Source organism: Amycolatopsis echigonensis, assembly GCF_002846615.1.
GTDB lineage: Bacteria > Actinomycetota > Actinomycetes > Mycobacteriales > Pseudonocardiaceae > Amycolatopsis > Amycolatopsis echigonensis.
Genome location: NZ_PJMY01000003.1, coordinates 7380292 through 7403241, shown reverse-complemented (window position 1 = coordinate 7403241; position 22950 = coordinate 7380292). Strand labels below are relative to the sequence as shown.

The 22950-nt window shown below is 70.6% G+C and carries 24 protein-coding genes and 1 pseudogene; 12 read left to right on the top strand and 13 right to left on the bottom strand.

Annotated features, from left to right (window positions below):
* Positions 1 to 109 precede the first annotated feature (109 nt).
* From ATK30_RS39925 to ATK30_RS39915, 3 genes are all read left to right on the top strand, one after another.
* Positions 110 to 1345: an alpha/beta hydrolase gene (locus tag ATK30_RS39925; RefSeq protein WP_101439878.1), complete on the top strand. Its 1236-nt coding sequence runs from the start codon at positions 110 to 112 to the stop codon at positions 1343 to 1345.
* A gap of 110 nt (positions 1346 to 1455) precedes the next feature.
* Positions 1456 to 1806, top strand: a complete 351-nt coding sequence (locus tag ATK30_RS39920; protein ID WP_101439877.1) for a YciI family protein — start codon at positions 1456 to 1458, stop codon at positions 1804 to 1806.
* Between the two features lie 22 nt (positions 1807 to 1828).
* Positions 1829 to 3034: an RNA polymerase sigma factor gene (locus tag ATK30_RS39915; RefSeq protein ID WP_341867396.1), complete on the top strand. Its 1206-nt coding sequence runs from the start codon at positions 1829 to 1831 to the stop codon at positions 3032 to 3034.
* Positions 3035 to 3252: 218 nt separating this feature from the next.
* On the opposite strand, the gene prcA is transcribed toward ATK30_RS39915, so the two are convergent.
* The 4 genes from prcA to dop all read right to left on the bottom strand — a co-directional run bounded on the left by prcA (position 3253) and on the right by dop (position 6924).
* The gene (prcA, locus tag ATK30_RS39910; protein ID WP_101439875.1) at positions 3253 to 4071 is read right to left on the bottom strand and encodes a proteasome subunit alpha; all 819 of its coding nucleotides are present in this window, start codon (positions 4069 to 4071) and stop codon (positions 3253 to 3255) included.
* A 61-nt stretch (positions 4072 to 4132) separates the two neighbouring features.
* Positions 4133 to 4996, bottom strand: coding sequence for a proteasome subunit beta (prcB, locus tag ATK30_RS39905; RefSeq protein WP_101439874.1), 864 nt, complete (start codon positions 4994 to 4996; stop codon positions 4133 to 4135).
* Between the two features lie 141 nt (positions 4997 to 5137).
* The gene (locus tag ATK30_RS39900) at positions 5138 to 5332 is read right to left on the bottom strand and encodes a ubiquitin-like protein Pup (RefSeq protein WP_037806475.1); all 195 of its coding nucleotides are present in this window, start codon (positions 5330 to 5332) and stop codon (positions 5138 to 5140) included.
* A gap of 89 nt (positions 5333 to 5421) precedes the next feature.
* The gene (dop, locus tag ATK30_RS39895; protein WP_101439873.1) at positions 5422 to 6924 is read right to left on the bottom strand and encodes a depupylase/deamidase Dop; all 1503 of its coding nucleotides are present in this window, start codon (positions 6922 to 6924) and stop codon (positions 5422 to 5424) included.
* A gap of 40 nt (positions 6925 to 6964) precedes the next feature.
* Between dop and ATK30_RS39890 the strand changes: the two are divergent.
* Positions 6965 to 7483: pseudogene (locus ATK30_RS39890) on the top strand (NUDIX domain-containing protein).
* A gap of 155 nt (positions 7484 to 7638) precedes the next feature.
* Here ATK30_RS39890 and ATK30_RS39885 read toward each other — a convergent pair.
* The 3 genes from ATK30_RS39885 to ATK30_RS39875 form a co-directional block, all read right to left on the bottom strand.
* Positions 7639 to 8262, bottom strand: coding sequence for a hypothetical protein (locus tag ATK30_RS39885; RefSeq protein WP_101439872.1), 624 nt, complete (start codon positions 8260 to 8262; stop codon positions 7639 to 7641).
* A gap of 69 nt (positions 8263 to 8331) precedes the next feature.
* A complete protein-coding gene (locus tag ATK30_RS39880; protein ID WP_101439871.1) occupies positions 8332 to 9255 on the bottom strand; it encodes an aldo/keto reductase in 924 nt (307 codons plus the stop codon).
* A gap of 95 nt (positions 9256 to 9350) precedes the next feature.
* Positions 9351 to 9689, bottom strand: a complete 339-nt coding sequence (locus ATK30_RS39875; protein ID WP_101439870.1) for a hypothetical protein — start codon at positions 9687 to 9689, stop codon at positions 9351 to 9353.
* 120 nt (positions 9690 to 9809) lie between these two features.
* Here ATK30_RS39875 and ATK30_RS39870 point away from each other — a divergent pair, with 120 nt between their 5' ends.
* Positions 9810 to 10715 (top strand): DMT family transporter, encoded by a 906-nt coding sequence (locus ATK30_RS39870; RefSeq protein WP_101439869.1) that lies wholly within the window; start codon positions 9810 to 9812, stop codon positions 10713 to 10715.
* Between the two features lie 55 nt (positions 10716 to 10770).
* Here the strand turns inward: ATK30_RS39870 and arc are convergent, their stop codons facing one another.
* Positions 10771 to 12573, bottom strand: coding sequence for a proteasome ATPase (gene arc / locus ATK30_RS39865; protein ID WP_101439868.1), 1803 nt, complete (start codon positions 12571 to 12573; stop codon positions 10771 to 10773).
* A gap of 339 nt (positions 12574 to 12912) precedes the next feature.
* Here arc and ATK30_RS39860 point away from each other — a divergent pair, with 339 nt between their 5' ends.
* Entirely contained in the window at positions 12913 to 13803 is an 891-nt protein-coding gene (locus ATK30_RS39860) for a hypothetical protein (RefSeq protein WP_101439867.1), read from the top strand.
* A complete protein-coding gene (locus ATK30_RS46655; RefSeq protein WP_101439866.1) occupies positions 13804 to 14262 on the top strand; it encodes a hypothetical protein in 459 nt (152 codons plus the stop codon). It begins immediately after the preceding gene.
* Here ATK30_RS46655 and ATK30_RS39850 read toward each other — a convergent pair.
* Together ATK30_RS39850 and ATK30_RS39845 are read right to left on the bottom strand one after the other, a co-directional pair.
* Complete coding sequence (locus tag ATK30_RS39850; RefSeq protein WP_101441316.1) at positions 14259 to 15089, bottom strand: tRNA (adenine-N1)-methyltransferase; 831 nt, start codon at positions 15087 to 15089, stop codon at positions 14259 to 14261. The genes ATK30_RS46655 and ATK30_RS39850 overlap by 4 nt on opposite strands.
* Before the next feature lie 81 nt (positions 15090 to 15170).
* Positions 15171 to 16325 carry a M50 family metallopeptidase gene (locus ATK30_RS39845; protein WP_101439865.1) on the bottom strand — a complete coding sequence of 385 codons (1155 nt, stop codon included), beginning with the start codon at positions 16323 to 16325 and terminating at the stop codon, positions 15171 to 15173.
* 460 nt (positions 16326 to 16785) lie between these two features.
* On the opposite strand from ATK30_RS39845, the gene ATK30_RS39840 reads away from it, so the two are divergent.
* The 3 genes from ATK30_RS39840 (at position 16786) to ATK30_RS39830 (ending at position 19465) form a co-directional block, all read left to right on the top strand.
* A complete protein-coding gene (locus tag ATK30_RS39840; RefSeq protein ID WP_101439864.1) occupies positions 16786 to 17676 on the top strand; it encodes a RecB family exonuclease in 891 nt (296 codons plus the stop codon).
* Positions 17676 to 18467: a thioesterase family protein gene (locus ATK30_RS39835; protein ID WP_101439863.1), complete on the top strand. Its 792-nt coding sequence runs from the start codon at positions 17676 to 17678 to the stop codon at positions 18465 to 18467. The genes ATK30_RS39840 and ATK30_RS39835 overlap by 1 nt, the downstream gene beginning before the upstream one ends.
* A 62-nt stretch (positions 18468 to 18529) precedes the next feature.
* Positions 18530 to 19465: a ParA family protein gene (locus ATK30_RS39830; RefSeq protein WP_101439862.1), complete on the top strand. Its 936-nt coding sequence runs from the start codon at positions 18530 to 18532 to the stop codon at positions 19463 to 19465.
* A 65-nt stretch (positions 19466 to 19530) separates the two neighbouring features.
* Here the strand turns inward: ATK30_RS39830 and hisG are convergent, their stop codons facing one another.
* From hisG to ATK30_RS39815, 3 genes are all read right to left on the bottom strand, one after another.
* The gene (gene hisG / locus ATK30_RS39825; protein WP_101439861.1) at positions 19531 to 20376 is read right to left on the bottom strand and encodes an ATP phosphoribosyltransferase; all 846 of its coding nucleotides are present in this window, start codon (positions 20374 to 20376) and stop codon (positions 19531 to 19533) included.
* Positions 20377 to 20411: 35 nt separating this feature from the next.
* On the bottom strand, positions 20412 to 20675 hold the full coding sequence (locus ATK30_RS39820) for a phosphoribosyl-ATP diphosphatase (RefSeq protein WP_033287726.1): 264 nt from the start codon (positions 20673 to 20675) through the stop codon (positions 20412 to 20414).
* Positions 20676 to 20739: 64 nt separating this feature from the next.
* Positions 20740 to 21426 carry an HAD family hydrolase gene (locus ATK30_RS39815; RefSeq protein ID WP_101439860.1) on the bottom strand — a complete coding sequence of 229 codons (687 nt, stop codon included), beginning with the start codon at positions 21424 to 21426 and terminating at the stop codon, positions 20740 to 20742.
* A gap of 152 nt (positions 21427 to 21578) precedes the next feature.
* Between ATK30_RS39815 and ATK30_RS39810 the strand changes: the two genes are divergently transcribed.
* On the top strand, positions 21579 to 22490 hold the full coding sequence (locus tag ATK30_RS39810) for a PAC2 family protein (RefSeq protein ID WP_101439859.1): 912 nt from the start codon (positions 21579 to 21581) through the stop codon (positions 22488 to 22490).
* Between the two features lie 285 nt (positions 22491 to 22775).
* Entirely contained in the window at positions 22776 to 22928 is a 153-nt protein-coding gene (locus ATK30_RS45210) for a hypothetical protein (protein WP_158242568.1), read from the top strand.
* Positions 22929 to 22950: the final 22 nt, after the last annotated feature.

Here is a 22950-nt window from a genome sequence, read left to right as displayed (position 1 = left end):
CGTGATCTTCGAGGTGCGGACAGCCCTGTCCGCACCAGTTCACGGCAGGGGTTTTCTCAGTGCGTTTTTCCTTCCGCGGTCACAGCTGCCCGGGTCCGGCAGGCCGCGGATGACGAGGATGCTTCCGCAGGCTGTCGACCCGGTCCTGCCCCCGTCGGTCACCTCCCAGGCGAGGGACATCGGTCCGCTCGAATCCCCTTTGCTGTGGCTCGCGTTCGCTGGGGCCGCCGCGGCGGTCCTCGCCGTCACCATCGCGCTCGCGCATCGCCGCCGCGTGCGCCGCTGGGGCATCAGCGGTGCGATCGCGCTGTTCCTGATCGCCGCGGTCACCGCGGTGAACAGCTACGTCGGCTACGTCCGCACTCCCAGCGACCTCGGCAGGCTCCTGCAGCGCGGGGGCGGCGTGATGAACGTGGCGGGCACCCTGCTGCGCGGCACCAGCGACGATCCGGCCGAAGGCTCGGACATCAGCGCCGCCGACAGCTCCACCGGCGGCAGCAGCGGCAGCTCCCCCTCCGCCGGCCGTCCCGCGGCCCAGCCCAGCGCCAACGGCAGCATCGAGGTGCTGAACGTGCCCGACCCGGCGCACGGCGTGTCGAACGGCGAGAACTACGTGATCCTCCCGGCCGGCTACCACGACCCGGCGAACGCGGCCAAGCGCTATCCGGTCGTCTACCTCATCCACGGCTACCCCTACGGCGGGCCGCGCGACTGGCTCACCTCCGGTTCCGCGCCGCAGACGCTGAAGAGCCTCGAGGACGCGCACGTGATCCAGCCGATGATCATCGTGAGCGTCGACCTCACCGCCAACCGGCCGAGCACCGACTGGGAATGCCTCAACGTCCCGGGCGGGCCGCAGCTGGAGACGTATCTCGCCGGCAGCATCGTGCCGTCGGTCGACCAGCACTACCGCACGTACGCCGACCGCGGCCACCGCGCGCTCGGCGGCATGTCCGGCGGCGGCTTCGGCGCGCTGAACATCGGGCTGCACCACCTCGACGAGTTCGGCACCCTGCTGATTTCGCTGCCGTACGACGACCTGAACGACTCGGTCGGCGTCCTCGGCGGCAACCAGGCGGCGATCGCGGCGAACACCCCGCGCCGCTACATCCCAACCATGCCGTTCCCGCAGAAGATCGCCGTGATGCTCACCGTAGGCACCGGCGCGCCCACCGACGTCGCGACCGCGCACCGCATCGCCGCGTCGCTGCAGCGGCGCGGCCAGGAGGTCGTGGTGCACGCCGAACGCGGGTTCAACCACACGTGGCACACCGCCCGCGCGACGCTCCCCTACATGCTCGCCTTCGCCGATCAGAACTTCCGCACCGCGCCTGCCGCCTCCTGAGCGGATCGTCCGGAAAAATATCTTCCGGGCGCTGTCCATCCGGGCGGGCGCCGTTCGTGGTGAGGTCAGTGCGGCACTCCGGCCGCCCTGACCGACGAAGGAGCCCGACCATGAAGTACCTGCTGCTGATCCACGCCTCGGCGGCCACCGAGCAGGGCGGCGCGGCCGGCTGCGAGCCCGCCGACTGGCTGGCCTACGACAAGGAAGTCCGCGACGCGGGGGTCTACGTCAGCGGGGAATCGCTCGCCGATCTCGTGACCGCGACCAAAGTGCGGGTGGGCCCGGACGGCGAGCGTTCGATCACGACCGACGGCCCGTTCGCCGAGACCCGCGAACTGCTCGGCGGGTTCTACGTGCTGGACGTGCCGGACCTCGACGCGGCGCTCGACTGGGCCGCGCGCTGCCCCGGCTCCCGCGACGGTTCGGTGGTGGTCCGCCCGATCGCCGACTTCGGTGCCTGACGCCCGAGCGTCCGTGGCGGCTGTGTTCCGCGAGGAGCACGGCCGCCTGCTCGGCGCGCTCGTCCGCCGCTTCGGGGATCTCGACCTGGCCGAGGAAGTCGCCGCCGAAGCGGTGGAGGCCGCGCTGGTGCACTGGCCGGTGGACGGCGTTCCGGCGAAACCCGGCGCGTGGCTGATGACCACCGCGCGCCGCAAGGCCGTCGACCGGCTCCGCCGGGACCAGGCGTACGCGGCGAAACTCGCTGTCCTGCAAGCGGAATCCGACCGCACCGACCCTCCCCCGCTGCCCGGGGCCGACGGCGACCTGCCCGACGACCGGCTCCAGCTGTTCTTCACCTGCGCCCATCCCGCGCTCGCCGCCGAGGACCGGCTCGCGCTCACGCTGCGCTGTCTGGCCGGGCTCACCACGCCCGAGGTGGCGCGGGCGTTTCTCGTGCCGACCGCGACGATGGCGAAGCGGATCGTGCGGGCCAAAAACCGGATCCGCGACCACCGCATCCCGTTCCGCGTACCCGCCGGCGACGAGCTGCGCGCCAGGCTGCCCGGCGTGCTGCAGGTGCTGTATTCGCTGTTCACCGAGGGCTACGCGGCCAGTTCCGGCCCGGACATCCAGCGTCCGGACCTGGCAGAGGAAGCCATCCGGCTGGCCCGGATCCTCCACCGCCTGCTGCCGGACGAACGCGAGATCACCGGACTGCTGGCGCTGGTGCTGCTCGTCCACGCCCGCCGCACCGCCCGCACCGGCCCGGACGGCGAGTTCGTCCTGCTCGAAGACCAGGACCGGACCTCCTGGGACGCCGCGCTCATCGACGAAGGCTGTGCGCTGGTGCCGACCGCGCTCACCGGAGGCCCGCCCGGACCGTACGGGGTGCAGTCGGCGATCGCCGCGCTCCACGCCGAAGCACCGGACGTCGCCCGCACCGACTGGCCGCAGATCGTCGCGCTGTACGACATCCTGCTGACGCTCACCCCGACTCCGGTGGTCGCGCTCAACCGCGCGGCCGCGGTCGCGATGCGCGACGGACCCGAAGCGGGGCTGAAACTCTTGGACGGCTTGGCCGACGACCCTCGGCTGCAGGGCTACCACCCGTATGCCGCCGCTCGCGGAGACCTCCTGCACCGCCTCGGCCGCGACGACGAAGCAGCCGCGGCGTACCAGGAAGCGTTGGCCAGCGCGGGAACCGAACCGGAACGCGCGCATCTGCGTCAGCGGCTGGAGTCACTCTGAACCGGTGCCCGCTCCCCTAGCGGAACCAACCGGACCCCGGAACTTCAGCCGAAGGCATCGCGGATACCAGAACCGGCCGTCCACCAGGAGACCCCGCATCCGCATCGGAATCCCTTGCGCCCGCGGATACCCGACGACGCCACAGAGCCACCACGCCAGTACCCCGCAACACGACTGTGGGCCGTCGACAGTTCGCCGACGGCCCACAGCCCCTCACGTCATTCCTTCTCGGACGAACCCTCGCCCTTGTCGGAGTCCTTGCCGGAGCCCTTGTCCGAGTCCTTGCCGGAATCGCCCTCGCCGGAATCGTCCGGCTTCTCCGCGGACTCCTCCTTCGCCGGCAGCAACGCCTCCAGCGCCGCCCCCGACAACCGCCGGAACGCCCGCCGCGGCCTCGCCCGGTCCAGCACCGCGACCTCGAGCTTGATCTCCGCCTCGGCCGCCGACCCGTTCCCGTTCGACGAGGTCGCGGTCGCCCGCAACCCCTCGATCGCCGTCGCCAGCGCCGTCCGCAGATCGTGGTCGGCGTCCACGACGTCCTTCAGCTTCGCGCTGATCGGCTCGGTCTGCCCGCCCATCACCACGAACGGCGACTCGTCGAAAATCGACCCGTCGAACGTCAACCGGTACAGCTGGTCCTCCGCCGCGGTCGCCCCGACCTCGGCCACGCACACCTCGACCTCGAACGGCTTCAGCTGTTCGGTGAAAATGCTGCCCAGCGTCGCCGCGTACGCGTTCGCCAGCGCCCGCGCGCTCACGTCCCGGCGGTCGTACTGGTAGCCCTTCAGGTCCGCGTGCCGGATCCCCGCCACCCGCAGGTTCTCGAACTCCGAATACCGGCCCACCGCGGCGAACCCGATCCGGTCGTAGATCTCGGAAACCTTGTGCAGCGTCGCCGACGGATTCTCCGCCACGAACAGCACGCCGCCCGCGTACTTCAGCACCACCACGCTCCGGCCCCGCGCGATCCCCTTGCGCGCCAGCTCGGAACGCTCCCGCATCAACTGCTCGGGAGAGGCATACAACGGCATCGTCACGGTGTCGGCTCCACGTTCTCCGAAAACTCGGCAGTCATTGATTCAGCGGACATCGGCGGCCTCAGACCGGCCGGTGGTGATTGCGCTCCGCGCGCCCGGCCACCACCGCCTCGGCCACCTCGCCCGTCCGCTCCGCGGGCAGCACCACCGCGCCGTCCTCCGCGGTGATGGTGATGACGTTCGGGAAAATCCGCCGCACCAGGTCCGGCCCGCCGCTCGCGGTGTCGTCGTCCGCCGCGTCGTACAGCGCCTCCAGCGCCGTCCGCACCGCCGCGTCGACGTCCGCGTCCGGGTCGTACAGCTTCTTCAGCGACGACTTCGCGAACAGCGAACCCGAACCGACGCTGGCGTACCCGGCGTGCTCCTCGTACCGCCCGCCCGCCGCGTCGTACGACACGATCCGGCCCGCGTGCTTCGCGTCCTCGGCCTCCAGGTCGTACCCGACGAACAACGGCACGACCGCCAGGCCCGCCATCGCCATCTCCAGGTTCGCCTTCACCATCCCGGCCAGCTTGTTCGTCTTGCCGTCCAGCGAAAGCGAAACGCCCTCGATCTTCTCGTAATGCGCCAGCTCCACCGCGTACAGCCGGACCATCTCCACGGCCAGCCCCGCGGTCCCCGCGATGCCCACCGCCGAGTACTCGTCCGTGACGTGCACCTTCTCGATGTCCCGGCTCGCGATCAGATTCCCCGACGTCGCCCGCCGGTCGCCGGCGATCAGCACCCCGCCGGCGAACGCGACGGCCACGATCGTGGTGCCGTGCGGCGCGTCCAGCTCAGCCGCGCCCGCCGGCACCCGCCGCGCGGGCAGCAGCTCCGGCGCGGTCGCGCGCACGAAATCCGCGAACGACGACGACGTCGGCGAAAAGTAAGCCGACGGCAGTCCGGGCCCGGAAAAACCCGCCCCAGAGGAGGTGTTGTCCATACGTGCTCTCGGTTCCCATCTCATCCCGTGCCCGGTGCCGCCGGGCACCAACCTGCCCCCGGCGGCTCCGAACGAAACCTCCGGCCCAGCGCGCGCCCGCCGCACCGCCCCGCACCCGGGGCGGCTGCGACGGGCGGGCGGCTACTCGCCGCCCTTCTGCACGTAAGCGCGGACGAAGTCCTCGGCGTTCTCCTCCAGCACGTCGTCGATCTCGTCGAGGATCGTGTCCACGTCCTCGCCGAGCTTCTCGCGCCGTTCCTGGCCCGCCCCGCCGGCGTCGTCGAACTCCTCGTCGGAATCGCCGCCGCCGTGCTTCTCGATCTTCTCCTGCGCCATCTCGCCTCCCGGTCTGGCCGATGTTCCCTAGCCTACCCAGCGGTACCGACGAAAAGGGCCTTCCCTCGGCCCGAAACTCCGGGATCGCGCTAGTCCGAACCGGTGATCGCCTCCACCAGCTCCTCCGCCGTCGCCGCCGCGTCCAGCAGCTTCCCGACGTGCGCCTTCGTCCCGCGCAACGGCTCCAGCGTCGGGATCCGCACCAGCGACTCCCGGCCCACGTCGAAAATCACCGAATCCCACGACGCCGCCGCGATCGACGACGCGTACTTCTCCAGCGCCCGGCCCCGGAAGTAGGCGCGCGTGTCCGACGGCGGATTCGTGATCGCCGCCTGCACCTCCTCCTCGGTGACCAGCCGCTTCATCGAACCCCGCGTGACCAGCCGGTTGTACAGGCCCTTCCCCAGCCGCACGTCCGAATACTGCAGGTCCACCAGCCGCAGCCGAGGCGCGCCCCAGGCCAGCTGGTCCCGCTCCCGGTACCCCTCCAGCAGCCGCAGCTTCGCCGGCCAGTCCAGCCGGTCCGCGCACTCCTGCGGATCCCGCGCCAGCGCGTCCAGCACCTCGCCCCACACCCGCAGCACTTCCTTCGACGCCTCGTCCGCGCCCGTGCGCTCGAGGTTCGCCTCCGCCAGCTCGTGATAGGCGAACTGCAGGTCCAGCCCGGTGAACTTCTTCCCGTTCGCCAGCTCGACCTTCGTCTTCAAGGTCGGGTCGTGGCTGATCTTGTGCACCGCCCGGACCGGCTCGTCCAGCTTCAGGTCGTCGAACCGCACCCCGGCCTCGATCAGGTCCAGCACCAGCGCCGTCGTCCCGACCTTCAGATACGTCGAGTACTCCGCCAGGTTCGCGTCCCCGATGATCACGTGCAGCCGCCGGTACTTGTCGGCGTCCGCGTGCGGCTCGTCGCGCGTGTTGATGATCCCGCGCTTGAGCGTGGTCTCCAGCCCGACCTCGACCTCGATGTAGTCCGAGCGCTGCGAAAGCTGGAAACCCGCCTCCTCGCTCTGCTGCCCGATCCCCACCCGGCCGGAACCGCACACCACCTGCCGCGACGCGAAGAACGGCGTCAGTCCCCCGATCACCGCGGTGAACGGCGTCGACCGCTGCATCAGGTAGTTCTCGTGCGTGCCGTAGCTCGCGCCCTTGCCGTCCACGTTGTTCTTGTACAGCTGCAACGGCGGCTGCCCCGGCACGGTGGCCGCCTTCAGCGCGGCCTCCTCCATCACCCGCTCGCCCGCTTTGTCCCAGATCACCGCGTCCCGCGCGTTCGTGACCTCCGGCGCGGAGTACTCCGGATGCGCGTGGTCCACGTACAGCCGCGCACCGTTGGTGAGGATGACGTTCGCCGCGCCGAGGTCCTCGACGTCCGGGTCGTGGCCAGGGCCGCCCGGCCCGGTCAGGTCGAACCCGCGCGCGTCGCGCAACGGCGATTCCACCTCGTAGTCCCAGCGCGCCCGGCGCGCCCTCGGGATGTCCGCAGCCGCGGCGTAGGCCAGCACCACCTGAGTCGAGGTCAGCACCGGGTTCGCCGTGGCGTCCCCGGGCACGGCGATGCCGTACTCGACTTCGGTTCCCATGATCCGACGCATGCCACCACCCTACGGGTTCGGCGCGTGCGACGATGCCCCCATGCCAGGCAGTGACGAACTCGTTGCCCTCTATGACGACGCAGGCCACGCGGTAGGCGAAGCGCTCCGCTCCCGGGTGCGGGCCGAAGGGCTCTGGCACGCCGCCGGCGTCGTCCTCGTCCGATCGGGCGACGGCCGGTCCGTTTAGGTGCACCTGCGCACCCCGGACAAGGACATTTTCCCGTCCACCTGGGATTGCTGGGCGGGCGGCGTCGTCGCGGCGGGCGAAACCCCGGCCGACTGCGCGCGCCGCGAACTCGCCGAAGAACTCGGTGTCCACGGAGTGGAACCGGAACCGCTGTTCACCCAGATCTACGACGACGGCACGATCCGCTGCCACAACTTCGCCTTCGAGGTCCGCTGGGACGGCCCGGTCCGTCTCCAGCCCGAGGAAATCGTCGAAGGACGCTGGATCCCGCTGGAAGAACTCCGCGCGTGGGTCTTCGACCCTGACCCCGAACCGCCCTTCATCCCCGACGGCCGAAAGGGCGTCCAGGAATGGTTCCGGCGCTGTGTTTGATGGCGCCGGCTCCGCCGTCGTGGCGGGATCGCCTTCAAGTCGGCGGGTCGAGGAACAGCGCGCCCGGCCCGGGGGCCGTGCACGCTGTTCCTCGACCCGCCGACGCGATCCCGCGTTTCGGTTCAGTCCGAAGAAAGAAGGTGGGGGCTGGCTGTTTAGGGCTGAGCGGTTAGTTTGTTCGCCATTTTCGGCAGCAGCCGCATCGCCGCGTCTTGCGCCCGCGCTGGCGTGCTCGCTGCGACGCTCAGCGCCGACACGAGATTTCCCTTCGCCACCAACACCGCGCACGTCGATCCCTCGCACCACGCCCGCTGCACGGCGATCCCCGGTTGCGGCGGCAATGGCACCTCGGCACCCGCGCAATGCGCACCCGACACGATGTCCTCGCCCGACCGGTCCGGGTACGCCGTGACCTCGTGGGTCAGCGCCGAACCGCTCGGATACACCCAGCTCACCGACTTGCGCTCGCCCGCGGCCAACCCGGTCAGGCATCCCGAAACCCGGCCCGAACCCGGCTTCACGCCCTCCTCGGCAACGTCCGCATCAGCCAGCAGAGCCGCCGACGCACGCTGCGGATCCGGTGCCGCCGCGGAAGAAACCGCCGGCGGGTCGACCGCGCGCGAAACCGGCGGCGACACGGGAGCGCTCGTGCCCGGCACCGGAACCGGATCGTCGTAATAGGTCTCGAGATTGTTGGGCCGGTTGCCGCATCCGGCGAGCCCGGCCAGCGCCCCCAGCCCGACCAGCACAGCGACTGCTGGCACCTGCCGACGACGCACGTTGCCCCTCCGCGCTCAGTGTTGCCCGTCCGCCCCGGGCCATGCTGCGCCCGAGGGTAATGCAGCCGCTCAGCTCCACCCGAGGTGGGATCGACGCGTCCAGTACTCGCGCGTGTCCTCCGCGAGTTCTCCCAGCGCAGCGCGGTCTTCGTCGCTCAGCCGGACCTCCGCGGCGGCGAGGTTCGCGGCGAGCTGCGCCGGGCTCGACGGGCCCAGGACCGCCACCGGAGCCCACTCCTGACCGAGCACCGCGGCCACCGCGATCGCGTCCGGGCCGACGCCGTGCGCCTCGGCGATCCGCCGCAGCGGCTCCGGAGCCTCCGCGACGAGCCGACCGTTCGCGAGGGTTTCCTTGACCAGCACCCGTTTCCCGGCCGCTTTCGCTTCGGCCAGCGCCGGGCCGACCGAAGGCTCGAAGACGTTCCACGTGGACTGGACCGACGCGAACACCGGCTGTCCGCCCGATTCCAGCTCGAACGCCCGGCGCACCACGTCCGCTTGCGCAGGCCCGGAGGTGGAGAACCCGACCTCGATACCGTCGCAGGAAAGGCCGGCCAGCGCGTCGAGCAGAGCCGGATCAGTGAAAAGTGGACTGTCCACAGTGAGCGAATGGACCTGGTACAGGTTCACATGGCCCGCCAGAAGTTCTTGCGTCTGCGCCCACTGTTCGCGGAACCGCGGCAGCGTGTGTTCCTTGACCTCGTGGACGTCCGCGTCGAGCCGCCAGTCGCCCACGTAGCGGTAACCCCACTTGCTGGACACGAAGACGTCCTGGTGTCCGCGTGCGGCCAACCAGCTGCCGAGGAACTCCTCCGAACGGCCGTAGGACCGCGCGACGTCGACCCAGCGAACTCCCGCTGCGTACGCGGCGTCGAGCACCTCGTGCGTCGCGGCTCGCATCGACGGCACATCCCGCACTTCGGGCAAGTCTCGTCCGAGATTGATGTACGCCGGACGGCCGAGCGCGGCCAGCCCCACCGCGATGCGGTCCATCGGGATCCCCTTGTCTGTGGCGATTTTTGTGAATGGGTCAGGCAGATGAGGCAAGACGAGCTGAAACGTTCTTCATTCGCCAGATGTATAGGTCGTTATACACTTTGTTTGTGCCGGAGGATGGCGAGCCATTGGCCGGAGTTCTGGGCTTGGCGGTGGAGTTTCTCGAGGCGGGCGGCGGGTGCCCGGACGTAGCCTTTGCCGAAGACCGGGGCGATCTGGCGGAGGCTGGCTCCCTCCTCGCGGGCAGCGAGCAGTGCCCAGTCGGAGGCGTCGGCGCAGGCCGCGGAAGCGCGGCGCAGCTCCCCCAGCAGGTCGATGAGGTCGTTCGCGTTGAGCTCCCCCGCTTGGACGGCGGCGGCGGTCGTCTCGAGCCAGGCCAGGACGTCGGCCTCGGTGATCGGCGGGCGCGGGCGGGCGTTGTCTGTGCTCACGCGGCGCAGTATAGGGCGTTATACACTGGCGTCGGGCACAGTGACCGAAACCCGCTGGACGCCGGGCGTGGCGCGGACGTTGACTGGCCGCAGCAGTCCGCTGGTCGTTTCGGAGGTTCAGTGAGGTTCGGCATCGCCGCCCGGTTCGTCGCGCTCGCCGTCGTGTGGGGCGCGAGTTTTCTGTTCATCAAGGTGGGCCTGGAAGGGCTCTCGCCGGCTCAGGTGGCGCTGGCGCGGGTCGCGCTGGGCGCGTTGACACTCGGCGCGTTTCTGGCGCTGCGCAGGCGGCCGCTCCCCCGCGATCCCGCGTTGTGGGCGCATCTCGCGGTGGTTTCGCTGCTGTTCTGCGTGGGCCCGTTCCTGCTGTACTCGTGGGCCGAGCAGTACGTGGCGTCCGGGCTCGCCAGCATCTTCAACGCCACCACTCCCCTGCTGACCATGCTGTTCGCCGCGGCCGCGCTGCCCGCGGAGCGACTGACCCGGCCGAAAGCCGCCGGCCTGCTGATCGGGTTCGCCGGCGTGCTCACGCTTGTCGGCGTCTGGCGCGGCATCGACCTCAGCCAGGAAGTCCTCGCCCAGCTCGCCTGCCTCGGCGCGACCACCTGCTACGGCCTGGCTTTCGTGTACCTGCGGAAGTTCGTGTCGCCGCGCAACCCCGACCCGGTCGTCGTCGCGTTCGGGCAAACCGGTTTCGCCACCGTCATTCTGCTCGCCGCGACGCCGGTCATCGCGGCGCAGCCGGTGCACCTGAACCTCGCCGTCGTCCTGTCCATGCTGGCGCTCGGCGTGCTCGGCACCGGCGTCGCCTACACCTGGAACACCGCCATCGCCAGCGCCTGGGGAGCCGCCAACGCGTCCTCTGTGACCTACCTCACTCCGGTGGTCGGAGTTCTGCTCGGCGTGCTGGTACTTGACGAACCGGTGCACTGGAACGAGCCCGTCGGCGCGCTCCTCGTGGTGCTCGGGATCCTCGCCTCGCACGGACGGCTTTCCCGGGCGCGGCAACCAGTCCTGGAACGGGTCTGAAACGGCCTGTGGGGCCGCCGGAGGGATCCGGCGGCCCCACAGTGCTCGCGCTGCGTTACAGGTACTGACCGGTGTTCGTGGCGGTGTCGATCGCCCGCCCCGATTCCTGGTTCTTGCCGGTGACGAGCGTGCGGATGTAGACGATCCGCTCGCCCTTCTTGCCGGAGATCCGGGCCCAGTCGTCCGGGTTGGTGGTGTTGGGCAGGTCCTCGTTCTCCGCGAACTCGTCGACGATCGCGTCCAGCAGGTGCTGCACGCGCAGGCCGGGCTGCTTGGTCTCCAGCACCGACTTGATCGCCGACTTCTTCGCCCGGTCCACGATGTTCTGGATCATCGCGCCCGAGTTGAAGTCGCGGAAGTACAGGACTTCCTTGTCCCCGTTGGCGTAGGTGACCTCCAGGAACCGGTTCTCGTCGCTCTCCTCGTACATGCGCTCGACGGTGTGCTGGATCATCGCGTCGAACGTGGCCTTCTGGTCCCCGCCGAACTCCGCCAGGTCGTCGGCGTGGATCGGCAGGCCCTCGGCCAGGTACTTCGAGAAGATGTCCTTCGCGCCCTCGGCGTCCGGACGCTCGATCTTGATCTTCACGTCGAGCCGGCCCGGCCGCAGGATCGCCGGGTCGATCATGTCCTCGCGGTTGGAGGCGCCGATGACGATGACGTTCTCCAGCCCCTCGACGCCGTCGATCTCCGACAGCAGCTGCGGCACGATCGTCGTCTCCACGTCGGACGACACGCCCGAGCCGCGGGTGCGGAAGATCGAGTCCATCTCGTCGAAGAACACGATCACCGGGGTGCCCTCGGAGGCCTTTTCGCGCGCCCGCTGGAAGATCAGCCGGATCGACCGCTCGGTCTCGCCGACGAACTTGTTCAGCAGCTCCGGGCCCTTGATGTTGAGGAAGTAGGACTTGCCGTCCGCGTTGTCCCCGCGAGCCTCGGCCACCTTCTTGGCCAGCGAGTTCGCCACCGCCTTCGCGATGAGCGTCTTCCCGCAGCCCGGCGGGCCGTAGAGCAGGACGCCCTTCGGCGGGCGCAGCTGGTACTGCTCGTACAGGTCCGCGTGCAGGAACGGCAGCTCCACGGCGTCGCGGATCTGCTCGATCTGCCGGGTCAGGCCGCCGATGTCCTCGTAGCGGACGTCCGGGACCTCCTCCAGCACGAGGTCCTCGACCTCCGCCTTCGGCACCCGTTCGTAGGCGTAGCCCGCCTTCGAGTCGACCAGCAGCGAATCGCCCGGCTTGAGCGGCTGCTCGGCGAGCGGGTCCGACAGCAGGACCACCCGCTCCTCGTCCGCGTGCCCGACCACGAGAGCGCGCGTGCTGCCGCCCTCGACATCCGGTGCGAGCACCTCGCGCAGCGCGCACACCTCGCCGGTGCGCTCGAAATCGCCGCCTTCGACGACCGTGAGCGCCTCGTTGAGCCGCAACGCCTGCCCGCGCCGCAGCGACGAGACCTCCACCGCGGGCGACACCGAGACGCGCATCTTGCGCCCCGCGGTGTAGACGTCCACCGTGTTGTCCTCGTACGCCTCGACGAACACCCCGTAGCCGCTCGGCGGCTGGGCCAGCCGGTCGACCTCTTCGCGGAGGGCGAGCAGCTGTCCCCGCGCCTCGCGCAGGGTTTCGACGAGTTTCGTGTTCCGCTCGGTGAGCTGACTCACCCGTTCCGACGCCTCGGCGAGACGTTGTTCGAGAACGCGGTTCTGTCGCGGAGAATCGGTGAGCCTGCGGCGCAGCAGCGCCACTTCTTCCTCGAGAAAACGGATCTGCCGGGCTTGTTCCTCTGGTGTCTGCCCTGCTCCGCCGGTTGCTGAAGGGTCGGCCTCCTCGCGCCGACCTCCGGGAAGGTCATGATGCATCGGGCACCTCCTCGGAGTGCTTTTCATTCCACGGTACCGGCGATCACCGACAAGAAAAGGCCTTTCCGCATCACAAGACCGGCGCGTCGCGCTTTTTCCTCCGGCGAAGCACGGCCGCGAGCGCAGCGCAAGCGGCCGATTCGGTGCCGCGGACGGGAATCCGCTCCGCGCGGGTTTCCGCAACGCGGAACTGAACGCGGTAAGGATGCCCCGCCCAGCGCCCGGCAAACCCGAGTTGCGGGTTGGCTGCGCGGAAACCCGCGCGGCTGGCTAGCATCCCCGGGTGGCCACGCTCTGCTCGTGGCCCGCACTTTCGCGAGCACGGCAGGGGGAACTGAGATGACGTATCCGCCGCAGCAGCCCGGCGGCTGGGACCAGGGCGGACAGCAGCCGAACCCGTACGGGCAGCAGCCCGGCGGCCAGCCTCCGTACGGGCAGCCTCAGCAGGGCGGATGGAACCAGGGCGGGCAGCCGCAGTCCGGCGGATTCCCCTCCGCTCCCGGCCCCGGCACGCCCGGCCAGGGCGGCCCCTACCAGGGCGGATACCAGCAGCCGGGCGGCCCCCAGCAGTACGGGCAGCAACCGGACCAGTACGGGCAGTTCGGGCAGCAGCCTGGCCAGTTCGGGCAGCCGGGACAGCCCGGAGGGCCGTTCGGGCAGCAGCCGGGCGGGCAGTTCGGCGGGTTCGGCGAGGAACCGCCGAAAAAGAAGAAGACCGGCCTGATCGTGGGCCTCGCGATCGGCGCGGTGGTCGTGCTCGGCGGCGCGACCGGCCTGGTGATCTGGCTGACCGGCGACAGCAAGGACACCAAGACCGCCGCCCCGGCGTCGTCCTCGGCTCCGGCCGCGGGCCCGCAGTCCGGCGGGCCGAGCGGCAGTTCGTCGTCGTCCCCGACGTCCTCGGGTTCGGGCAGCGGCGACTACCCGGCCGCGTCCGGGGCGAAGCCGACCTCGGGCGAACTGTTCCAGGCCGCGTCCGAGGCGTACAACAGCTCCGATACCGACGGGCTGTACTCGATGCTCTGCACCAGCCTCACCAACGGCCAGAAGCCGACCGAGAAGATGCCCTCGGGCATCCACTTCGAGCTCACCAGCAGCCCGCAGGAGAACGGCGACCAGGCCACGGTGAAGTACCACGTCACCATGGCCAGCAAGACCGCCGACGGCACCCTCACCGCCCTGCGCCAGGGCGGGGCCTGGTGCCTCGGGAAGGTCAGCACGGACCACTAGGTGAGACGCCGGCTCGGCACGGCACTCGGCCTGCTCGCGGTCGTTGTCGCGGGCGGCGTCCTCGGCCTGGTCTCGATCGGCCTCCCGGGGCCCGCGCGTCCCTCCTCGGAACCGCCCGCTCCCCCGCCTTCACCGCGAAGCAGCACGTCGTGGAGTCCCGCGCCCGCGGCGGATCAGGCCGCGGTCGCGACGCTGGCGCGCACTCTCGTCGACGCGATCACGCGCGCCGACTCGGCCGAATTCGGCACCCTCACTTGCAAACCGCAAACTGCTGCGGCGCTGAAGGAACTCCAGGCCAAATGGGACGCCGCGGGGCCGCTTCGCGTCTCACTCGCCGGATCACCGGCGATCGCGGGCGACGACGCCACCGTGACCGTCCGGGTCGAAGGCACCGGCGGGCACAAGGAGACACCGTTCCCGCTGCGGCGCGAGAACGGCCGATGGTGCGTCCCTGATTAGCCTTTGCCCTTGCTGGGCCGTCGTGAAACGCGCGGCGACACTGTGCCGTCCGCGAGACGACGGGCAGTGAGCAGGAAAGCGGTGTGCGCGACCATCCGGTGGTCCGGCCGCACCGCGAGGCCGACGACGTGCCAGGGCCGCATCAGCGTCTCCCACGACTCCGGCTCGGTCCAGCACTGCTGTTCCCGCAGCGATTCGGTGACGCGCGACAGCTGGGTGACGGTGGCGACGTACACGGTCAGGACCCCGCCGGGAACCAGATGCTCGGCGACGTTGGGCAGCTGGTCCCACGGCGCGAGCATGTCCAGCACGACCCGGTCGACCTCGCCGGCGTGCGTGGCCAGGTCGGCGACGGTGAGCGTCCAGTTGTCCGGCTTCTCGCCGAAGAACTTCACGACGTTCCGCTCGGCGTGCTCCGCGTGGTCGTCGCGGATCTCGTAGGAGAACACGTGTCCCGCCGGACCGACCGCGCGCAGCAGCGAGCACGTCAGCGCGCCCGAACCGGCGCCGGCCTCGAGAACGCGGGCGCCCGGGAAGATGTCGCCCCACATCACGATCTGCGCGGCATCCTTCGGATAGATCACCTGGGCGCCGCGCGGCATCGACAGGACGTAGTCCGGCAGAAGCGGCCGCAGCGCGAGATACGTGCTGCCTCCGGCCGAAGTGACCACACTGCCCTCGGGACGGCCGATGAGGTCGTCGTGCGCGAGCGCGCCGCGGTGCGTGTGGTACTCGCCGCCGTCGGCGAGCGTGAGGGTGTAGTGCCTGCCTTTCGAGTCCGTCAGCTGAACCCGGTCACCTGCACGAAACGGTCCGCTGACCGACAACTTCTTCCTCCACTGCGAAACCCGGAACGCCGACGTCGAATCCTCGCAGGTCGTCCCGCGCACGTCGTGCGCGGGTGCCCCTCACTGGGCGCGACGGCCCTGCATCAGCGCGGTCCGCAGGTCCTCGCGGCGCAAGACGCCCGCGGGACGGCCTTCGTCGTCGACCACGAGGAACTGCCAGGCAGGCGTCTCGCGCACGCGCTCGGCGATCTCCTCGCCCGGTTCCGACGCCAGCAACACAGTTTCCGCGCGGATCGGCTCGGCGGCCTGTTCGGCGGGCGCGTGCGGACTGACGCTCGCCAGGTGTTGCGCGGCTTGCTCGTCCAGCAATCCCGCCGCGACCCCGTCCGCGCGCACCAGCACGACACCGCGTCCCGCTGCTGCCGCCAACGCGTCGGACACCGGGCTTTCAGCGGGCAGCTGCAGCACCGGACGCACCAAATCGGACAGTTCCAGCCCGGCGGGCCAGCCGCGCCGCGCTTCCGCCGCCAGTTCGGAGCGCGCGCCGAGAATCACGAACCACGCCGTCACGACGCACACGCCGAGCCGCAGCCAACGGTCCGGGCTCTGCATCGCCAAGCCCAGCAGCGCCCAGACGATCAGCCCGGTCGCGACCAGCGCGCCGCCGGCGACCGCGGCCCGGGTCCCCTTGGCCCGCAACCCGGTCATCGCCCAGACCCCGGCGCGCACGAGCCGTCCGCCGTCCAGCGGCAAGCCCGGCAGCAGGTTGAACAACCCGACCGCGAAGTTGGCCACCGCGCACTCGGCGACCAGCAGCCACACCGCACCGTCCGGCGGCACCGCGAACAGCAGCAGCGAGCAGAAGCCGCCCAGCACCAGCGAAACCGCGGGCCCCGCCGCGGCGACGAGCCCTTCCTGACCCGGGCGCCGCGGCGTTCGGGCCACTTCGGACAGTCCGCCGAGGAGGAAAAGCCGCAGCCGCCGTACCGGGATCCCCAGCCGCAGCGCGACGAGACAGTGCCCCAGTTCGTGCGCGAGCACGGAAAGCCCGAGCAGCACCGCGAACGCGGCGGCGAGCAGCCAGGCGGTCGGCGTCGAAACGTCCGGCAGGAGCCGCCCGACCAGCGGCGCGTAGAGCACCACGATGATCAGCGACCCGATCCACCACGACGGGGCGAGCACAACGGGCACCCCGCCGACGCGGAACAGCAGCAGGCCGCCGTCCCCGCCGGCGCGCCGAGCGGGCCCGGCGCCGTGCTGACTGGTCGCGGCCATGCGGGACAGAGTAGGGGGCGGTGTGTGGGAAGCCGGTGACCCGGTCTCCCCGGACGGGTGGTGTCGGTCTCGCCCCCGGCCGCCCGGCCCGGCCCGAACGCAGTGGCCGACTGCTCGAGAGAATCAGCTTTCCTCGAAAAACCCCTTCACGCACCCAACCGGAACCAGCAGATCACGGCGCGCACGGCCGGACGACCTCCTCCCCCTTCGCCAACGCAACCCTCTCCCGGCCTCTCCCGGAACCCGCCGCGCCAGAACACTTCGCCAGCCCCCCCCACCCCAGCCATCCACTCCCAACCCGACCCCACCGCGGGATCGCGTCGGCGTGCCGGGGAACAGCGTGCACGGCCCCCCGGGCCGGGCGCGCTGTTCCCCGGCACGCCGACTTGAAGGCGATCCCGCCCGCCCCGCCGAAGGCGGGGCAAACACAATTGTCGTACCCCAGGGTTACGCTCTGGCCATGTCCGACACCGCCACGGTCACCACTCCTCCCGAGGGCGACGCGCCGGCCCGGAGGCGGCCCGCGCTGTCGCCGTCCCGGGCGAGCGACTTCAAGCAGTGCCCGCTTCTCTACCGGTTCCGCGCGGTCGATCGGCTGCCGGAGGTGCCCACCCGGGCGCAGCTGCGCGGCACGCTCGTCCACGCGGTTCTGGAGCGGCTTTTCGCTCTCCCCGCCTCCGAACGGGTCGCTCCGCGGGCCAAGGAGCTGCTCGCGCCGACGTGGTCGGAGCTGTCCGCCGAGAGTCCGGAATGGACGGAGCTGTTCGCGGACGGCGAACCCGGGGAGGCCGACAAGTGGCTGGCCTCGGCCGAAAAGCTGCTCGATGCGTATTTCGAGCTGGAGGATCCGCGCCGGCTGGAGCCGGAGGCGTGCGAGCTGCACGTGGAGATCGAGCTGGGCTCGGGCGTGCTGCTGCGCGGGTACATCGACCGGGTGGATGTCGCGCCGACGGGCGAGATCCGCGTGGTGGACTACAAAACCGGTGCCGCCCCGCGGGAAATCGGCGAGGCCAAAGCGCTGTTCCAGATGAAGTTCTACGCGCTGGTGCTGTGGCGGTTGCGCGGGGTCGTGCCGCGCCAGCTGAAGCTGATGTATCTCACGGACGGCCAGTCGCTGGCCTACACGCCGGACGAGGCGGAGCTGGTCCGGTTCGAGCGCACGCTGGAAGCGATCTGGCAGGCGATCCTGAAGGCCGGCAAGACCGGCGATTTCCGGCCCAACAAGGGCAAGCTGTGCTCGTGGTGCGATCACCAGGCGCATTGCCCGGAGTTCGGCGGGACGCCGCCGGAGTATCCGGGCTGGCCCGAGCCGGATCCGGGCGAGGAGACGGCCCTGGACCGGGCCGACTGATGGGCGACGCGTTCTTCCTCCCGCTCGGCGGCGACCGCTACGAGGCGACTGAGCACACCAGCGGCCCGTGGAGCCCGGGAGCGCAGCATTTCGGCCCTCCGTCGGCGTTGCTCGTGCGCGGGCTCGAGCGGCTGGAGGCGAAGCATCCGGCGCAGCTGGCCCGGGTCACGGTCGAGATCCTCGGCCCGGCTCCGGTGGGCGAGCTGGAGCAGCGGTCGTGGATCGAGCGGCCGGGCCGGACGGTGGAATTGGTCCAGTCCGAGCTGTCCGCGAACGGGCGGACGGTCGCGCGGGCGTCGGGGTGGCGGATCGCGACGTCCGACACCGCCGAGATCGCCACCGACGGCGGTCCGCTGCTGCCCGCGGCCGAGGCGGGGAGCGAGGCGGCTTTCCCGGACGACTGGCAGGGCGGTTACCTGCACGCGATCGAGTGGCGTTCGGTCCGCGGCTCGATTTCCGCGCCGGGCCCGGCCGCGGTGTGGGCGCGGCAGCGGTATCCGCTGGTCGACGGCGAGGAACCGACGGGCCTGCAACGGCTGTTCGCCATCGCGGACTCCGGGAACGGGGTGTCGCACTTCCTTCCAGCGGCGGAGTGGTGGTTCATCAACTCGGAACTCACCGTGCACCTGCGCCGGATCCCCGAGGGCGAGTGGATCGGGCTCGACGCGGTCACGCTGGTCGGGCCGCACGGGATCGGCAGCGCGACCAGTACGCTGCACGATCGTTCCGGTCCGGTCGGCACCGGCGCGCAGGCTTTGCTGGTGCGTCCGCGACAGGCCGGGGGCGGATGAGCGCCCTGGCGCGCGCGAGTCCGATAGCCTTCGCGGAACGATCGACAAGGGAGCGCTCCGGCATGCAGATCACCTCGGTGGTCAACCAGAAGGGCGGGGTGGGCAAAACCTCGCTGAGCGTGGGCGCGGCGGCGGCCCTCGCCGAACGCGGCAGGCGGGTGCTGCTCGTCGACCTCGACCCGCAGGGGCACGCGACGACCGAGATGCTCGGCATGGACGAGGTCCCGGCGGACGCGCCGAGCCTGGCGAAGGCGCTGACGAAGCTGTGGAAGGGCCCGATCGAGCAGCTGGCCGTGCCGCATCCGCGCAGCAACCTGGGCCGGGGCGGAGCGTTCGACGTGATCCCGACGTCGCCGGGGATGTTCGACCTGATCCGCAGGCTGGACCAGTTCCGGGTGCCCGGCTGGCAGCTGGCGCGGGTGATCCAGTTCGCGCACTACGACCATGTGATCATCGACTGCCCGCCCGCCCAGGACGTGCTGACGAACAACGCGCTGGCGGCGTCGCACGGCATCCTGGTGCCGGTCCAGCCGGACAAGACGAGCATCCGCGCGCTGCGCCTGCTGTCGGAGCAGGTCCGGTACGTGGAGCAGACCACCGGCCGCTCCCCGATCGCCTGGTTCGGCATCGTTCCCGGCCTGTACCGCCGCCCGATCTCGCACTACGCCGCGGCAGCGCTGCAGGAGATGTACTCCTTCGGCGTGCCGATGCTCTCGCACGTCCCGCTGGGCGTGGTGATGAACGAAGCGGCCGCGCACGGCGTCCCGGTGACGACGTTCGCGCCGGAGACGATCCAGGCCGTGTCGTTCCGGGAGATCGCCGAAACTCTCGACGGCTACCTCGCGCAGAATCCGGGCCCCACCGAGGTTCCCGCCGACGACGAGTTCGTCTTCGAGGACTTCATCTCCGAGGTCGCGGTCGCCCGGAACGTCAACGACAACGGCGCGCGCAAGAAGCTGTACGACCTGATGCCGAAACGCCCGAACCGCCCGCGCTGACGCACCGTCCACATGCGACAGAGGGCGTCTCCCCGAAGATAAGACGCCCTCTGCTCAAGAGTTTTCTACAACCGGCACGAGCGGATGTCCGAGGCCAGCACCGCTTTGGCGCCCGTTTCGGCCAGCTCGTCCATGATCCGGTTGACTTCCTTGCGCGGCACCATCGCCCGCACCGCGACCCATTTCTCGTCCGCGAGCGGCGCCACCGTCGGCGACTCCAGCCCCGGAGTGATCGAAATGGCCTGGTCGAGGATCTCCCGCGGGCAGTCGTAGTCCAGCATCATGTAGTGCTGCGCGAAAACCACGCCCTGCAGCCGAGCCGCCAGCTGCGATTTGGCCCGCGACCCGTCGCTCCCGGCCCGCTGCAGCAACACCGCCTCGGACGCGCAGATCGGATCCCCGAACGCCACCAGATTGTGCTGCCGCAACGACCGTCCGGACTCGACGACGTCCGCGATCGCGTCCGCCACGCCGAGCTGGATCGAGATCTCCACCGCGCCGTCGAGCCGGATCACCTCCGCCTCGACCCCGTGCCGCGCGAGATCGTCGCGGACCAGCCGCGGGTAGGACGTCGCGAGCCGCTTTCCCTGCAGGTCGGCCGGTTTCCAGTCCCGTCCGGCGGGGGCGGCGTACCGGAACGTCGACGCCCCGAACCCGAGCGCGAGCACCTCTTCGACCGGGGCCCCCGAGTCGAGCGCGAGGTCGCGGCCGGTGATGCCGAGGTCCAGCTCGCCGGAACCGACGTAGATGGCGATGTCCTTCGGCCGGAGGAAGAAGAACTCGACCTCGTTGACCGGGTCGAGCACGGTCAGGTCCTTGCCGTCATGTCGCTTGCGGTAGCCCGCCTCGGAAAGCATCTCCGCCGACGCGGCGGCGAGGGCTCCCTTGTTCGGCACGGCAACACGCAGCATTTCGGTCTCTCCTCGGTCTCCGGTGCGCGAGCGCGTCACAGGTAGCGGTACACGTCCTCGGCCGAGATCCCCCGGCCGAGCATGAGCACCTGCACCCGGTACAGCAGTTGCGAGATCTCCTCCGCGAGCCGGTCGTCGGATTCGTGCTCGGCGGCGATCCACACCTCGCCCGCCTCTTCGAGCACCTTCTTGCCCTGGGCGTGCACTCCGGCGTCCAGTGCGGCGACGGTGCCGGACCCGTCGGGACGGGTACGCGCGCGCTCGGCAAGCTCCGCGAACAGCTCATCGAAGGTCTTCACGGGACCGGATCCTTTCATCCCGCGCTCGTCCGCGTCCTTCCGGGTGACCCGGAAGCCGCCGAGTTCACAGCGACGGCAGCAGCGCGGCCAGCTCGGGCACGCCGACCCCGGCCAGCGACGTGCGGAACACCCGGCGCGGACCGTCCGGGACGGCCACGTCGTTGGGCACCACGAGCACCGTGCAGCCGGCGCTCTCGGCCGACTCCGCGCCCGGCGGCGAGTCCTCGACCGCGACGCACCGCGCCGGGGCCACGCCGAGCAGTTCGGCGGCCTTCAGATAGGGCCGCGGGAGGGGTTTGTTCTGGCCGTCGACCTCGTCGCCGCAGACCGTGACGTCGAAGAACTCCCGCCCGATCGTGTCGAGCGCGAGTTCGGTGAGCGCCCGTTCGGTGGAGGTGACCAGCGCGGATTTGAGCCCGGCCGCGCGGACCGCGGCCAGCGCCTCGCGTGCGCCCGGACGCCAGGGCAGCGCGTCGTCGAACAGCCCGGCGGTGCGGCGGCGGATCCACTCCCCCGTTTCCGCGACCGCTTCCGGCGTGACCGGGCGGCCGGTCTGCTCCAGCAGCACGGTGGCGGTGGCGTCCATGTTGGACCCCACGAGCGTCATCCGGATTTCCTCCGGAAGCGTGCCGCCGAGCGCCTCGGCGGCCTCGTACAGCGCGACGTCCCACAGTTTCTCGGAATCGACGAGGGTGCCGTCCATGTCCCAGAGGACAGCCGCCAATCCGTCCGAAGTGGACGGTGCAGTCACAGTTTCTCCTTGTCCGGTGCGCCCGCTCCGGCCGGGCGCGCTCGCCTCCAGCGTCCCACGCGGGCCGCCGTGAGCGGGGCCACACCCGCTCCGTGACACGCGGGGGCGGACACGCTGCGCAGCGTAGGTGGCGAAGGCCGTAGGCTGGTCAGGTGAGTGAGCCTGTCGACGACACCCCGCGGCCCGGCGACCCGGAGCAGGACCGCGCCGATGCCCAGCGCCCGATCATGATCCTGGCCTTCGAAGGCTGGAACGACGCGGGCGACGCGGCCAGCCAGGCGATCGAACACCTCCAGCTCACCTGGGACGCGACGCCGCTGGCCGAACTCGAGCCGGACGACTACTACGACTTCCAGGTCAGCCGCCCCACGGTGAAGATGGTCGACGGCATCACCCGGAGGGTCGAATGGCCGACCACCCGGTTGTCGGTCTGCCGTCCCGAGGGCTTCGACCGCGACCTCGTGCTGGTGCAGGGCCCGGAGCCGAACATGCGCTGGCGGAAGTTCTGCGCGGAGATCGTGGAGCACGTCCAGGAACTGGACGTGTCGATGGTGATCGCGCTCGGCGCCCTGCTGGCCGACACCGCGCACACCCGCCCCGTCCCGGTCACCGGGACGGCCTACGACAAGGACACCGCGAGCAAGTACCGGCTCGAGGTGAGCAACTACCAGGGCCCGACCGGGATCGTCGGGATCCTGCAGGACTACTGCGTGCAGGTCGGCATCCCGGCGGTCTCGATCTGGGCCGCGGTGCCGCACTACGTGTCGCACCCGCCGTCGCCCAAGGCCACGCTGGCGCTGCTGCACAAGCTCGAGGACGTGCTCGACGTCGAGATCCCGCTGGGCGCGCTGCCGGAGCAGGCCGAGGAGTGGCAGCAGACGGTCAGCGAGATGGCCGACGAGGACGAGGAAATCAGCGAGTACGTGCGCAGCCTCGAGGAACGCGGCGACGCCGAGACCGACTTCACCATGGAAGAGGTCTCCGGCGACAAGATCGCCGCCGAGTTCGAGCGGTACCTGCGGCGGCGCCGGCCCGGGCAGGACGGCGGGTTCGGCCTCCGCTGACCGGTTCGGGGCAGGCGTGTTCCCGGGTGCACGGGCGAGGGAACGCACCGTGATCGCCGAACTACGAACAGTAATCCGAGCCGCCCGGCGGGATGACGGCGCCTGCGCCGTTGACTGATCGCCCCGTGCTGCTCTGGTGCCTCGCCGAGCGCGTCTCGTTGACTGGTCCGGCGCGAGCGACATCGCGCGGACCAGGAGGTACGAGCATGTTCGCCAAGGCACTAGCGGCGGACCGCGTCGGCGGCACCGGTTTCACCGGTGAAGGCGGATGATTTCGGCGCCTGCATGGACTACGCGGTGGGCGAGTACGCCATCGAGCCCTGGCTCGCACACGACGCGTGCGACGCCGCCACGTTCGAGGAGTGTTACTGGGTCCTGCACCGCGCCTACGTTCCCGCTGAGGTCGCGGTGACGGCCTGTCGGCTCTCGTTCGACTGATCCGCACCACGACGCGACCGGG

Excerpts from the sequence above, each read along its gene's own strand:
- ATK30_RS39840 (WP_101439864.1), top strand. The coding sequence starts at position 16,786 with ATGTCCGACACCGCCACGGTCACCACTCCTCCCGAGGGCGACGCGCCG.
- ATK30_RS39860 (WP_101439867.1), top strand. The coding sequence starts at position 12,913 with ATGACGTATCCGCCGCAGCAGCCCGGCGGCTGGGACCAGGGCGGACAG.
- arc (WP_101439868.1), bottom strand. The coding sequence starts at position 12,573 with ATGCATCATGACCTTCCCGGAGGTCGGCGCGAGGAGGCCGACCCTTCA.
- ATK30_RS39830 (WP_101439862.1), top strand. The coding sequence starts at position 18,530 with ATGCAGATCACCTCGGTGGTCAACCAGAAGGGCGGGGTGGGCAAAACC.
- ATK30_RS39835 (WP_101439863.1), top strand. The coding sequence starts at position 17,676 with ATGGGCGACGCGTTCTTCCTCCCGCTCGGCGGCGACCGCTACGAGGCG.
- ATK30_RS39880 (WP_101439871.1), bottom strand. The coding sequence starts at position 9,255 with ATGGACCGCATCGCGGTGGGGCTGGCCGCGCTCGGCCGTCCGGCGTAC.
- ATK30_RS39920 (WP_101439877.1), top strand. The coding sequence starts at position 1,456 with ATGAAGTACCTGCTGCTGATCCACGCCTCGGCGGCCACCGAGCAGGGC.
- ATK30_RS39925 (WP_101439878.1), top strand. The coding sequence starts at position 110 with ATGACGAGGATGCTTCCGCAGGCTGTCGACCCGGTCCTGCCCCCGTCG.
- ATK30_RS45210 (WP_158242568.1), top strand. The coding sequence starts at position 22,776 with ATGGACTACGCGGTGGGCGAGTACGCCATCGAGCCCTGGCTCGCACAC.
- hisG (WP_101439861.1), bottom strand. The coding sequence starts at position 20,376 with ATGCTGCGTGTTGCCGTGCCGAACAAGGGAGCCCTCGCCGCCGCGTCG.
- prcB (WP_101439874.1), bottom strand. The coding sequence starts at position 4,996 with ATGGACAACACCTCCTCTGGGGCGGGTTTTTCCGGGCCCGGACTGCCG.
- dop (WP_101439873.1), bottom strand. The coding sequence starts at position 6,924 with ATGCGTCGGATCATGGGAACCGAAGTCGAGTACGGCATCGCCGTGCCC.
- ATK30_RS39845 (WP_101439865.1), bottom strand. The coding sequence starts at position 16,325 with ATGGCCGCGACCAGTCAGCACGGCGCCGGGCCCGCTCGGCGCGCCGGC.
- ATK30_RS39900 (WP_037806475.1), bottom strand. The coding sequence starts at position 5,332 with ATGGCGCAGGAGAAGATCGAGAAGCACGGCGGCGGCGATTCCGACGAG.